We start from the raw sequence: 12,764 nt of genomic DNA on the forward strand, positions 1-12,764 counted from the left end.
GCTATAAAGTTACGATTTTATTGCATAGGAAGCATGGCAGAAAAGTGCTAGTTAACCTACTCCCAGCCTGCATTTATGGAGCACCTCCCAGGAGGTACCGTTATGCCGGAGCAGGTACAGGTTGCGCACCTGGAAGGCAGCATCGAATGGGCGACGCCGGTATTCTTCCATGGCCAGTTCAAATTCGAGGTCAGACAGGTCGCGGAATGCCAGGGAAACATGCGGGTTAAACCCATGGCGGGCTAGCATATGGCTGAATCCGAACTCCTTCCGTAGAAATTCCATCATTTGCTGGTGCAGGTATACGATCCCTGCATTCTTTTCCACATTGATATATAATACCTTTCGTTTGGTAAAAGAAAAGCCGCCGAAACCGCTCAGTTTTATTTCAAAAGGCTTCATTGAAGCCGCAAATGCCGTCAACCCCGGAATCAGGCACTTTTCCAGCGAGGGACTGGCAGTAAAAGGTACCTGCATGGTGATATGCGGCAATACCCTCAGTGCCCTGCGGGCGTCATATTTCTCTGCAAATTCCTGTTTAAGCCGGATGATCTCCTTACCAATTTCGGCATTAGGGAGCAGGGCTATAAAATAGATCTTGCTTTCTTCCTTAGGCGGTTTGATGCGGGGGGGAAAACGCGATCCGTTTTGGGGGCGGGATGTACGGAACTGGTTCCCGTTGTGTCTTTGTGTGCGGTGATTGCGCTCATCACTCTCCTGACGACTGCCATTGCTCTGCTGCCGGTAGCGTGGCTGGTCATTTCTGCCGTAAGTCATTGTTTTGGTTGTTATTGGGGTTTGGATATTTGCTTGTCGTCACCCTTGATTATCTGTATCTGCCGACGTAGACTCGTCTTTTTTATCTTTGCTGCTTTCCAGGATGTTGAGCCGGATACCCACATTATGTAAGGTTTCCAGGGCTATTCCCGGCTGTGTTTTAAAGTGCTTTCGTAAACGGGTAATGAACACATCCATACTTCTGCTGGAAAAGAAACTACTGTTTCCCCAGACTTTCAGCAGGATCTCATCCCGTTTTACCAGTTTGTTGGTGTTCTCGACCAGGTACCGCAATACCTTCGCTTCCTTCTTGGTCAGGGTAGCGAAAGCCTCGCCCCCCGTCTTTCTGAGTTCCTTTTCCTCATAGTTAAACCTTACATCATCGCCCAGTTTGTAGATGCCGTCCCCTGGTGCATCTTTAGGCAATGTCCTTCGGATGAACACCCTGATCCGCATGATCAGCTCGCGCATACTGAAGGGCTTCACCAGGAAATCGTCCCCGCCTATGCGGAACCCATGTAGCCGGTCTTCATCGGCCGATTTTGCAGAAACAAAGAGGATCGGTATCATACCGTTCTTTTTACGGATATCCTGCGCCAGCGTAAAGCCGTCCTTTTTGGGCATCATCACATCCAGTATACAAAGATCGAAATCGTCTCTTTGAAACTTCTTCCAGGCCACTTCACCATCGAAACAGTGCACCACCTGGTATCCTACGGCTTCCAGCTGTTTTTTAATGATATTACCGTATTGATAATCATCTTCTGCAAGGAGAATTGTTACAGTACCTACCATGCGTTAAGTTTTATACCCGGTTCAATTGTTGTTAACACACAATGTCATTCCATGACTCTGCTACAATATTGACGAATAAACTTCTCATTTTAGTTAATGATTAGTTATTGAATGAATTTTTCTTGATTTGCCATGCTTAGGATCAAATTGAAATTGAACGGATTGGGTTATTCATAGTTTTTTTTACACACATTTAATTAGACAACAAAAAAAAAGGCTGCCTGTTCAAAGGCAGCCTTTTTTTTTGTTCACAGCTTTTGCACGCTGTCGTTGTCTCATGTATTGAATCACTGCTCACGACTCTACAGCAGAGAGCTGTATAGCAACCGCATGTTGCCACGCTTTCTGCTGCAAAGCGGCAGGGATGGTGATCTGGGTACCTGTAGCAGTGGCCTTCCAGGAGATCTTTTCCTTTGCACCCAGTACGGTCACCTTTGCCCCTTTTGCCGGTTTCAGGCCTTCAAATGCTATCTGTGCAGGCAATTTCTCTCCTTCACCCAACAGGTAAATAGCATATACATTACCATTCTTCTTGCGGGTAAAACATACCTTCCCGTCTTTATAAGGGGCTATGGAGCGGGTACCATAGATGGCATCCCCGTTGATCTTCATCCACTCTCCAATGGCCGCCATAGTGGTATAAGCCTCGTCGTGCAGCTGGCCATCAGGGCCCGGACCTACGTTCAGCAGGTAGTTACCGCCTTTCGCCACGATGTCCACCAGGTTGTGGATGATCTTGTTTACAGGCTTATATTTATCATCCGGTACGTACGACCAGGAATTGGCCATCGTCATACAGGTTTCCCATGGGTAAGACAATGGTTTTTCCGGGATCTGCTGTTCCGGCGTACGATAGTTTTCAAACGGGCCATGTACAGAACGGTCCACCACGATCAGACCAGGCTGATGGCTGCGGGCCATTTTAGTAATCCCCGCCATGTCGATATCCTCATTTTGTTTTGTTGGCCTGGTGTCGATTTCTGCAGCAGTGATGTCGTTCTCTTTTTTAACCCCCTGGTTGCGGGCACGAACCCATCCACCATCCAGCCAGAGGATCTCGATCTTGCCCATAGTGGTCATCAGCTCCTCGATCTGTTTATAGGTATAATCCTTAAAGTTCTTCCAACGGTCAGGATACCTTGTCACGTCATAGTTCACATGCCTGTCTTTCGGAGGGAAATAAGGCCACCAGTAGAATTCACTGTGCCAGTCAGGCTTGGAGAAATAAGCGCCTGTATGCAGACCTTCCTGCTGGAAAGCGGTAAATACCTCTTTCGCCACGTTCTTTCTCGGGTCATTACGGAAAGGGCTCTTAGAACCAGCTATACCATAATCAGTCTGTCTGGTATCCCACATACAGAAACCATCATGATGTTTGGTTGTGAAAACAACATACTCCATACCAGCGCCCTTAGCCGCTTTCGCCCATTTGGAAGGATCAAATTTGGTTGGGTTGAACGTGGTGGCCAGTGCTTCATATTTCTTTACATAGTCATAGTATGGAATACCGTAGGGCTGACGCTGGGTCCATCCCTCATCTTCCGGACAGATACTCCAGGACTCTACAATCCCCCACTGGGAATAAGCACCCCAATGGATCAGCATACCAAATTTCCAATCCTGCCATTGATCCAATTTTTGCAATACAGCCTGATCGGTTTCCGGGATATAGGGCTGTTCCAGACCGTGGTCCTGCGCACTGGCTGTGGAAAATGCCAATAGCGCGCTACTAAATAAAAGAAATAGTTTTCGCATGATTAATTTTTAAATATATCTGAGAACTTAGAACTTCTTCTCTTTCTTTCGGTTGCAGTGACAACCATATGCCGTCTCCGGCAAAATTTTCATAATGCTGATACTGACAAAGTAATATACATTCCCGCTTAATAACTCATCCTCCTTTACCACTTTCCTATAGAATATTACCCTCCGCCGGTATTGCTAACCGCTGAGTGAACCATACATCCGGCGCTTCATGAGTCAGGCGTGAAGTAGGTGTATAAAAACTATCTTTGTATTATTATGAAAAGCATCTGGCAACAAATACTACGCTACCTCTACATAGGTAAAAAAGATCCCTCTGCGCCTAAGAACCGTTATGTATATATGATGCACGGTATGAACCGGATCTCTATTATCGTATTCCTGATCGCATTGATAATAATGCTCGTAAAACTATTTAGCCGTCATCATTAAGCAGGCTTTATCCGGATAAAATCTTCTTTCATAACGTCTTACCTGCTTGCTTCCGCATAGGCCACTTCTGCTGCCCGGCGACTGGCATCCTTTTCTCCCAGTTTCGACCAGAGGGCGGCATAATCAGCTTTTATACGGTTACGCACCGTGGAATCTTTCAGTAATAAGGTCAGTTCCTTCAGCAGGTTCTCTTCATTCAGCTCATGCTGGATCAGTTCCTTTACAACAGGTTTATCCATTACTAAGTTGACCAGTGCAATATATTTCACCTTGATCAACCTTTTGGCAAAGAAATAAGAGATGGCACTACCTTTATAGCAAACAACTTCCGGTACTCCAAACAAAGCAGTTTCCAGTGTGGCAGTTCCGGAGGTAACCAATGCTGCTTCTGCCTGACGTAACAAGTTATATGTTTGTCCTTTGACCGTGGAAACATTGGGATGCGCCCCCGTCAGTCCTGCTATAAAAGCATCATCCAGGCTGGGGGCCTGGGCAACAATAAACTGATGATCGGGAAAATGTCTGGCCATCGTGAGCATGATCGGCAATTTCACACTCACCTCCTGCTTACGGCTGCCAGGTAAAATGGCGATAATGGGTTTATCTGACAATGGCTTGTCAACAGGCTTATCCTTCGCCTCCTTTATAACCTGAATGAGTGGATGGCCGACATACTCCACTTCATAATCCCATTTCTTATAAAAGTCCTGCTCAAAGGGCAGGATACAAAGCATTCTGTCAACACTCTGTCTGATCTTCTTCACACGGTTCTCTTTCCAGGCCCATACCTGCGGAGAGATATAAAATACCACTTTATATCCCAGCGGCTTGGCCCATTCCGCGATACGCAGGTTGAAACCTGCATAGTCAATCAGCACCAGTACATCCGGTTGATACTGCTGGATATCCTTTTTACAGAATTCCATATTTTTCAGTACCGTACGGATGTTCATCACCACTTCAATGAATCCCATGAAGGCAAGGTCCTTATAATGCTTTACCAGCGTTCCTCCCGCCTGTTGCATCATATCCCCACCCCAGCAACGAATATCCGCTGCGGTGTCCTGTTGTTTCAATTGTTTGATCAGATTGCTGCCATGGAGATCACCGGAAGCTTCACCGGCGATGATGTAATACTTCATAGGACAAATATAACTTAGGAATCAGGAATTAACCATCAGGAATTGGTCAGACCAGGCATTATTCCCAACTCTTAATTCCCAATCCTTCATTGGTTTATCCGTGTAATAACTTTAGAAAGATGATGGTGATGGCGTAAAGCATAGTCACCAGGAAGATCCCTTTTGCCGTGATATCTTTCCGGCTCCTGGTATAGAAATAGAACACCAGGCCGTTCAGGAGAAGGCAGATGCTGATCAGTTTAGGTAGCATCTGGCGGTTGCCGACAATAAGGGTAATAAATTCATCTAAGGATACATGCTTGGGCATGAACATCAACAGGTAGTACAGGAAAAAGGCAAATACAGGGGTAAACATACCCAGCACAATGCCCAATGGGAGATTATCTCGTTTCAACATAGTAGGTTTTGAAATGTGCGTGAATACACATCAGAGTTTCCAGTCGTTCTCTATCTTCTTTTTCAGCTTATAATTCGTCAGGTCAAACTGTACAGGCACCAGTGAAGCGTGGTTGTTGGCCAATGCATATACGTCAGTATCCTCTCCGTTATCACGGTTAATGAACTCGCCTGTAAGCCAGTAGTATTTTTTACCACGCGGATCACGGCGTTCATCAAACGCTTCCACCCATTTTGCATCTGCCTGACGGCATATCTTAATTCCTTTGTAATCTTCCTTTTTTACAACGGGTATGTTCACATTGAACAAAGTCCCTTCCGGCAGTTCAGATTCCAGCATCTTTTTAGCTACCATATGGGCCACCTCTTTACATAAAGAGAAATCCGCATTGAAACTGTAATCCAGGTAAGAGAACCCTACAGATGGCACTCCTTCTATTGCAGCTTCCATCGCGGCAGACATTGTCCCGGAATAGATCACATTGATGGAATGGTTAGCGCCATGGTTGATCCCGCTTACGCAGATATCCGGCAAACGATGCAGGATCTTGTCACGGGCCAGTTTCACACAATCCACCGGTGTGCCGGAACATTGCCAGGCTTCAATGCCTTCAAAAAGGTACACCTGGTCCAGCCGCAGGGGCACTCCGATAGTGATTGCGTGCCCTTTACCCGATTGCGGGCTATCCGGGGCCACCACCACTACTTTACCCAGCGGGCTTACCGCTTCAATCAGGGCCCTGATTCCAGGAGCCGTTACACCATCATCATTCGTAACAAGTATGATCTTTTCCTGCTCTTTTCCCTTCACAAACGTTTCAATTTTACTTTTCGAAACAAATTTAACATTCTTAACTGATAGTCCATAACGCACGGTCGTGTGATAATGCGTAACAGACTAAGAACGCAAAAGATAGGAGAAACATTACGAGTCTGTCCCCTATCTTTTGCAAATAACATATAATTAACATACTATATCTACAGGTCGGTGCGAAGCATCCTCCTGAACACCACCCATATTATCAAAGCAATATAAATGATCAGTGTGGCCAGGTACACTTCGTTGTCATATGGCCCTCTGTAATTGGGATCGGCCAACTTCTCCACTTTTTCCAGAACGGGAAATGGCAACAATTCGTCCCCTGCCTGTAGCGGGAATAATCCACCAATATTGCCAAAGTTACGTTTTGCAATAAAAACCAGGAGCTGTTCCAGGAACATCACATATCCCACGAACAGTATAATCGCCAGGCCTGTACGTTTTACCAGCATTGCCAGCAACAGGGCCAGCAACAGCGATACTATTACTTGTAACAGGTAATAGAACAGGTAATGACTGTTTTCCAGACTAAAGGGGGCACTTCCATAAATACCACCGAAGATGAACACCGCGATCAGGGAGGTCAGGAACGCCACCAGGGCCAGGCTGACTACCCAAAAAAGCTTCGAGAGCACGAAATCCCTCCGATCCCAGCCATCAATGATATTCTGGCGGTGGGTCCTGTACGTAAATTCATTGGTCACCAGCGTAATCAGCAACAGGCCGAAAATACCCGAGGTATAAGACCCGACACTGGCCACTGTCTGCCAGACCAGTGGGAAATCGTATATGGGTTGTCCCAGCAGCTTTTGGGCATCCTTGGGAATTCTTCTGATGAAGACATCATGAATGATAAAGTTTGGCGCGAGAATGGACAGCAGGCCCAGGGCGATGAACACCCAGAAAGTACGGTAGTTCTTTACCTTCAGCCATTCTATTTTAATGATTTGCAGCATATGCTCGGTACAAAGAGGATTAGTTGTTGGTTAATTCCAGGAATGCAGTTTCCAGGCTCTTCCTGCTCATCTGCAAATGATTGAGCCAGACGCCCTGCTGAGCGCACCAGTTGTTGAGCGCCGCCGGGTCAACCGCATCTTTGAATGTCACCTGCAGCACTCCATCTCCTGCAGGCAGCAACTCCACAAAGGCGGGGTGTTGCTGTATCAACTGCGCCAGCGCGCGACTGTCTGCGCTGCCTATCTCGATAAAATTATCCCTGGCCAGGACAGCATTTACCGGCCCGGAGCCCAGCAATTGCCCTTTTCGCAGAATGGCCACATGTGTACACACTTTTTCCACTTCATCCAGCAGATGGCTGGCCATAATAATGGTCTTACCAGACAGCGCCAGCTGGCGGATCAGGTTTCTGACTTCTGCAATTCCCACAGGGTCCAGACCATTGGCCGGTTCATCGAGTATCAGGACCTGCGGATCTCCCAGCATGGCCGCCGCTATGGCGAGACGCTGTTTCATACCCAGGGAGTAAGTCTTAAAGGCCGAATGCTGGCGGGCCGTCAGTCCGGCTAGTTCCAGTACCCTGGGAATATCCGCTTCGCTTTGTTGTTTTATATTGGCCACTATCTGCAGATTCCGGTAGCCGGAGAGATAATGGTAAAAGTTAGGTGTCTCCAGCAGGGTACCAATCTTCCGCCGCTGCAGGGCAGAAGGTGGGGCGCCCATCAGGGTAAAGGAACCGGCATCCGCTTTCAGCACATCGGTAACAATACCCAGCAGGGTGGTTTTTCCACTCCCGTTAGGGCCTAATATGCCGAATACGCAATTGGTGGGAATATCAAATGATACTCCTGACAATGCCTGTACGGCACCATATCTTTTTGAAATGTTCTGAAGGGTAAGAGTAGTTGACATCAGGTGGTTTAGTTTCTAATTGGTTTCCCTGTTTTGATCACACTCTGCAGCCTTTCCAGTGTCTTACGCTCGCCTGCCAGGCTGAGGAAAGCTTCCCTTTCCAGGTCCAGCAGATATTGTTCGCTTACCAGAGACGCTTCCGACAGATCGCCCCCGCTCATTACATAAGCAAGCTTACCGGCAATCTTTGCATCATGATCCGAAATATAGTTGGAGAACCGCATGCTGTGGATGCCAGTCAGCATCATACCCAGGGCAGTGCGGCCCAGTACTTTTATGTCTTTTCTTTCTACCGGACGTGTATATCCTTCTTCCGCCATCTGCAATATACTGCGTTTAGCATCGGCGATCAGGCGGCTCTGGTTCAGGGTGATCTCATCATGTCCTTTCCGCAGGATGCCCAGGTCGAATGCCTCATGAGCAGAGGTACTTACTTTCGCCATGGCGATGGTCATAAACCTGTCTTTCAGGGGCTCCTCTTCTATACGGCCTTCTTTGAACTCATCGGCAGCACGTAATGCCATTTCCTTGGTACCGCCACCGCCAGGTATCAGGCCTACGCCCAGCTCTACCAATCCAATATAAGACTCTGCAGCAGCCTGCACTTTATCTGCATGCAGGCACATCTCACATCCACCGCCCAATGTAAGCGCGTGAGGTGCTACTATTACGGGAATGGAAGAATAACGGAGGCGCATGGTCGTCTTCTGGAACATCCGTACGGCCATATCCAGTTCATCATATTCCTGTTCTGCGGCATACATGAAGATCATTCCCACATTAGCGCCTGCAGAAAAGTTAGCGCCTTCATTAGCGAGGACCAGTCCGCGGAAATCTTTTTCTGCCCTGTCAATGGCTTTATTCACACCTTCCAGTACCTCACCGCCGATGGTATTCATCTTCGTTTTCCAGTCGAGCGCCACTACTCCATCACCTATGTCGTACAGGTTACAGGCGCTGTTCTTCCAGACAACATTGCCGGAAAGATTTTCCAGGATAACGAAGGTATCTGCACCAGGCAGCAGTTTATAAACATGTGTCTTAACGTCGTAGTAATACCGCTTCCCGTTCTCAACTTTGTAAAAGCTTTTAACACCTTTCTCCAGCATTTCCTTCACCCATGGCGCCACGCTCAGGCCCTTGGCTTCTATTGCCTTAATGCCTTTTTCAACACCTACTATATCCCACGATTCAAAAGGCCCTATTTCCCAGCCAAAACCCGCCTTCATCGCATCATCTACTTTGTAGATATCATCCGCTATTTCTGGGATACGGTGAGAAATATAAGAGAAAAGGTGCGCATGGAACTGCTGATAGAACTCTCCCGCTTTATCCGTAGCATTATACAGCGCCACGAGCCGCTGCTTCAGATCTTCTACCTGTTTGGCGGCTTCTATGCTGGCAAATTTAGATTTCTGCCGTGGACCATATTCCATAGTTTCCAGGTTCAGCGTCAGGATCTCCTTACCGCCTTCTCCTTTTGTTTTCTTATAGAAACCCTGGCCTGTTTTATCGCCCAGCCATTTATTTTCCACCACTTTCTGGAGGAATGGAGGGATCACAAATATATCTCTGGCTTCGTCCTGCGGACAATTGTCAGCCACTCCCTTTGCCACTTTTACAAGTGTGTCAATTCCCACGACATCGGCTGTACGGAAAGTAGCCGATTTAGGCCTTCCGATCACCGGTCCTGTCAGCGTGTCTATCTCATCGATATTCAGCTTCATTTCCTGCATGAGGTGGAAGATGGCCATGATGGAATACACCCCTACCCTGTTGGCAATAAATGCAGGGGTATCCTTACAAAGCACTGTTGTTTTACCCAGGTAGAGATCTCCATAGTTCATCAGGAAGTCTACTATTTCAGGGTCAGTATATGGTGTAGGAATTATTTCCAGTAAGCGCAGATAGCGGGGTGGGTTAAAGAAGTGTGTACCGCAGAAATGTTTCTTAAAATCATCACTACGGCCTTCCGCCATCAGTTGGATGGGAATACCCGAGGTATTGGAAGTGATCAGTGTACCGGGTTTACGGTATTTTTCCACTTCCGTGAATATTGACTTTTTGATATCCAGGTTTTCCACAACTACTTCAATGATCCAGTCATAGTTGGCTATTTCCTTCATATCATCCGTAAAGTTTCCTGTACGGATCAGCTTTACCACGTCCTTCTGGTATACGGGGGAAGGGTTTGCTTTCAGGGCAGACTGTAACGCTTCGTTTACGATGCGGTTTTTTACCGCTTTACTGTCCAGCGACAGCCCTTTAGCTTTTTCTGCATCAGTTAACTCTTTAGGGGCAATATCCAGTAACAACACCTGAACTCCGACTCCTGCAAAATGAGCTGCTATCCGTGAACCCATTACTCCTGAACCTAAAACGGCCACCTTATTGATGTGTCTTTTCATAGAACGCGTTTTATAAGCTACAAGCGCTGAGGCATTGTAGTGAGTCTTTACGTTAATATCGATAAATGAATATATGATTTTTTAGCAGACTTGTGGCAAAAGGAAGAAAAAAACGAACAGGCCGTCTCCGGTACCGGGACGGCCTGTAAAACAATATACTGGCGTACTTACTTAAACTGCCTGAAATGCCTTCGCTGTCTGTTGTTTTTTACCAACACCTTTTTTTCCTTTCTTTTTACGTCCCAGCCACACCAGGAAACCGGTAACAGGCAAACTTGCACCGGTCAGGGCGCCAAAGAAGGCCAGGATCTTGCCGGGCAAACCCAGTATTGAACCTACGTGAATATCGTAGTTCATTTTACGCAGTTTTGCACCAACACCAGCTTCCTGGAAACTGATCCCGAATACTTTATCGCCCGTTAGCTGCTGTACGGTATGCTGATCGAAGGCGTAACTCCTGTTATTATAGAACTTGCCGGCGGTAGGATAGATCGTGATATTAATGGCAGATTTCGGTTTCGAAGTATCTGCAAAAGTGTAGTAAAATCCTTCTGCTTCCGGATGTTTACTAAGTACTTTCCCCCATACAAGATCCATTGCCTGTTCAGGCGTATACAACTTACCTGCCTGCAATGAATCTGACTGCGGTCTCTTGAAATCAGGCAGGGTTTGTCCGCCGGAAGTGACCCAGTACAATCCCTTACTATACCATTTGATGCCGTATACCATTCCCGTCAGCGCCATGGCCAGCACTATCAGCAATGAGTAAAAGCCCAGCACATTATGCAGGTCATAATTCACTCTTTTGAAAGAAGCTTTCCATTTGATCTTAAAACTCTGGTCGCGGGTAGCTTTCGTCCATTTCTGCGGCCACCACAATACCATTCCTGTAATGAGGATGATCACAAAAGTGAGGGTGCTGTAGTTCACGATAGGACGGCCTATTTCTGAAGGCATCCACAGGAAACGGTGACCATTCAGGATAAAACGGAAAAAGTCTGTCTCGCCTGGTTTGTTTTCTTTTATACTGATCACCTGACCAGTGTAGGGATTCAGCCTCATCACCGTATTGCCTTTTCTTCCCTCACCCAGACTCAGATAAATAGCTGTTCCCTGCTGATAGGTAACATATCCCGGTTTTTTACCCGGATATTTCGCTGCAGCTATTTCTTTCACCTGGGATGGCGTAATCACCGGTTTATCCTGTCTGGCAATCACCGTTTCCGGTTCCACCAGTCTGGTAATCTCATCATGAAATACCCAAATGCAGGCGGTTACGCATACAATAAGCATCACGATACCGGTGATCAGGCCCAGCCAAAGATGTAGCCAGGCAGATATGCGGTAAAAAAGGCTGTGTTTCTTTTTAACAGCTGGTTTCCGGGAGAAGAAATTCATGTTTACGGTATTGAATAATGGGTCCAATGGACGAACCGGCGCGCTAATTGTTGATAGAATAGGGCAAAAATACCTTCTTGTCCTACAAAAGGTTTACGCAATCGGGAAATAATACAGGAGGAAAAAAGATCGGATTTGAGCAGGGGAAATGCAGATTTAAAGCACTATCTTATTAACTCCTAAAAGACACAACTATGCTTAAACTGGTATTACTCCGCCACGGACAAAGCGAATGGAATCTGGAGAACCGCTTTACAGGCTGGACAGATGTTGATCTCTCAGAAGAAGGCGTTGTACAGGCCAGACATGCCGGACGCATATTAAAAGAGAATGGTTATTCATTTGATATCGCCTTTACTTCCGTATTAAAAAGATCAATTAAGACCCTGCACTTTGCGCTGGAGGAGATGGACTTATTGTGGATTCCCGTGCAAAAATCCTGGCGACTGAACGAACGTTTTTATGGTGCTTTACAGGGGTTAAATAAGGCAGAAATAGCCGCTCAGTATGGCGAAGAACAGGTACATAAATGGCGTAGGGACCCGCATGAACACCCACCGGCGGTGGACAGGTCTGATCCGCGATATCCGGGGAATGATCCCACGTATAAAGATCTGACAGAGAGAGAATTGCCGGTAACAGAAAATCTCAGTGAAACGATGAACAGGGTGCTTCCCTATTGGTCGGAAACTATTATGAACGCAGTCAAAAAACATCAGAAAGTGATCATCTCCGCGCACGGTAATAGTCTGCGTGCATTGATACAATATGTAGATCATCTGACGGATGATGAAGTAACACAATTGGATATTCCTACCGGTGTGCCCTGGGTATATGAGCTGGATGAGGATTTTAACAGGGTGAGGCATTATTATCTGGAGTAAAATGTACTTCTTAATTTTTTATATCCGCATTAAAACCTGTAACTTAGAATACTGATTTTCTTTGCATTATCAGGCGACT

The 12,764-nt window shown here is 46.6% G+C and carries 12 protein-coding genes; 2 read left to right on the forward strand and 10 right to left on the reverse strand.

The window, feature by feature from the left end; genetic code table 11:
• Positions 1 to 51: 51 nt before the first annotated feature.
• The 3 genes from F3I09_RS03080 to F3I09_RS03090 form a co-directional block, all read right to left on the reverse strand.
• On the reverse strand, positions 52 to 777 hold the full coding sequence (locus F3I09_RS03080) for a 2'-5' RNA ligase family protein (protein ID WP_149693563.1): 726 nt from the start codon (positions 775 to 777) through the stop codon (positions 52 to 54).
• 39 nt (positions 778 to 816) lie between these two features.
• On the reverse strand, positions 817 to 1,572 hold the full coding sequence (locus F3I09_RS03085; RefSeq protein ID WP_149693564.1) for a response regulator transcription factor: 756 nt from the start codon (positions 1,570 to 1,572) through the stop codon (positions 817 to 819).
• Positions 1,573 to 1,866: 294 nt separating this feature from the next.
• Positions 1,867 to 3,327 carry an alpha-L-fucosidase gene (locus F3I09_RS03090; RefSeq protein WP_149693565.1) on the reverse strand — a complete coding sequence of 487 codons (1,461 nt, stop codon included), beginning with the start codon at positions 3,325 to 3,327 and terminating at the stop codon, positions 1,867 to 1,869.
• A gap of 267 nt (positions 3,328 to 3,594) precedes the next feature.
• Between F3I09_RS03090 and F3I09_RS33950 the strand changes: the two genes are divergently transcribed.
• Positions 3,595 to 3,768, forward strand: a complete 174-nt coding sequence (locus F3I09_RS33950) for a DUF6728 family protein (protein WP_188133662.1) — start codon at positions 3,595 to 3,597, stop codon at positions 3,766 to 3,768.
• Between the two features lie 38 nt (positions 3,769 to 3,806).
• Here the strand turns inward: F3I09_RS33950 and lpxB are convergent, their stop codons facing one another.
• From lpxB to F3I09_RS03125, 7 genes are all read right to left on the reverse strand, one after another.
• Positions 3,807 to 4,910, reverse strand: a complete 1,104-nt coding sequence (lpxB, locus tag F3I09_RS03095) for a lipid-A-disaccharide synthase (protein WP_149693566.1) — start codon at positions 4,908 to 4,910, stop codon at positions 3,807 to 3,809.
• 94 nt (positions 4,911 to 5,004) lie between these two features.
• A complete protein-coding gene (locus F3I09_RS03100) occupies positions 5,005 to 5,307 on the reverse strand; it encodes a hypothetical protein (protein WP_149693567.1) in 303 nt (100 codons plus the stop codon).
• A 30-nt stretch (positions 5,308 to 5,337) separates the two neighbouring features.
• Positions 5,338 to 6,117, reverse strand: coding sequence for a 5'/3'-nucleotidase SurE (surE, locus tag F3I09_RS03105; protein WP_149693568.1), 780 nt, complete (start codon positions 6,115 to 6,117; stop codon positions 5,338 to 5,340).
• A 167-nt stretch (positions 6,118 to 6,284) separates the two neighbouring features.
• Positions 6,285 to 7,082, reverse strand: a complete 798-nt coding sequence (locus F3I09_RS03110; RefSeq protein ID WP_149693569.1) for an ABC transporter permease — start codon at positions 7,080 to 7,082, stop codon at positions 6,285 to 6,287.
• Between the two features lie 19 nt (positions 7,083 to 7,101).
• Complete coding sequence (locus F3I09_RS03115) at positions 7,102 to 7,995, reverse strand: ABC transporter ATP-binding protein (protein WP_149693570.1); 894 nt, start codon at positions 7,993 to 7,995, stop codon at positions 7,102 to 7,104.
• Between the two features lie 8 nt (positions 7,996 to 8,003).
• The gene (locus F3I09_RS03120; RefSeq protein ID WP_149693571.1) at positions 8,004 to 10,403 is read right to left on the reverse strand and encodes a 3-hydroxyacyl-CoA dehydrogenase/enoyl-CoA hydratase family protein; all 2,400 of its coding nucleotides are present in this window, start codon (positions 10,401 to 10,403) and stop codon (positions 8,004 to 8,006) included.
• 171 nt (positions 10,404 to 10,574) lie between these two features.
• Positions 10,575 to 11,801 carry a PepSY domain-containing protein gene (locus F3I09_RS03125; protein WP_149693572.1) on the reverse strand — a complete coding sequence of 409 codons (1,227 nt, stop codon included), beginning with the start codon at positions 11,799 to 11,801 and terminating at the stop codon, positions 10,575 to 10,577.
• 194 nt (positions 11,802 to 11,995) lie between these two features.
• On the opposite strand from F3I09_RS03125, the gene gpmA reads away from it, so the two are divergent.
• Entirely contained in the window at positions 11,996 to 12,685 is a 690-nt protein-coding gene (gpmA, locus tag F3I09_RS03130) for a 2,3-diphosphoglycerate-dependent phosphoglycerate mutase (RefSeq protein ID WP_149693573.1), read from the forward strand.
• Positions 12,686 to 12,764: the final 79 nt, after the last annotated feature.

This window comes from Chitinophaga sp. CF418, assembly GCF_900142925.1.
Classification (GTDB): domain Bacteria; phylum Bacteroidota; class Bacteroidia; order Chitinophagales; family Chitinophagaceae; genus Chitinophaga.

Excerpts from the sequence above, each read along its gene's own strand:
- F3I09_RS03080 (WP_149693563.1), bottom strand. The coding sequence starts at position 777 with ATGACTTACGGCAGAAATGACCAGCCACGCTACCGGCAGCAGAGCAAT.
- F3I09_RS03085 (WP_149693564.1), bottom strand. The coding sequence starts at position 1,572 with ATGGTAGGTACTGTAACAATTCTCCTTGCAGAAGATGATTATCAATAC.
- F3I09_RS03090 (WP_149693565.1), bottom strand. The coding sequence starts at position 3,327 with ATGCGAAAACTATTTCTTTTATTTAGTAGCGCGCTATTGGCATTTTCC.
- F3I09_RS33950 (WP_188133662.1), top strand. The coding sequence starts at position 3,595 with ATGAAAAGCATCTGGCAACAAATACTACGCTACCTCTACATAGGTAAA.
- lpxB (WP_149693566.1), bottom strand. The coding sequence starts at position 4,910 with ATGAAGTATTACATCATCGCCGGTGAAGCTTCCGGTGATCTCCATGGC.
- F3I09_RS03100 (WP_149693567.1), bottom strand. The coding sequence starts at position 5,307 with ATGTTGAAACGAGATAATCTCCCATTGGGCATTGTGCTGGGTATGTTT.
- F3I09_RS03110 (WP_149693569.1), bottom strand. The coding sequence starts at position 7,082 with ATGCTGCAAATCATTAAAATAGAATGGCTGAAGGTAAAGAACTACCGT.
- F3I09_RS03115 (WP_149693570.1), bottom strand. The coding sequence starts at position 7,995 with ATGTCAACTACTCTTACCCTTCAGAACATTTCAAAAAGATATGGTGCC.
- F3I09_RS03120 (WP_149693571.1), bottom strand. The coding sequence starts at position 10,403 with ATGAAAAGACACATCAATAAGGTGGCCGTTTTAGGTTCAGGAGTAATG.
- F3I09_RS03125 (WP_149693572.1), bottom strand. The coding sequence starts at position 11,801 with ATGAATTTCTTCTCCCGGAAACCAGCTGTTAAAAAGAAACACAGCCTT.
- gpmA (WP_149693573.1), top strand. The coding sequence starts at position 11,996 with ATGCTTAAACTGGTATTACTCCGCCACGGACAAAGCGAATGGAATCTG.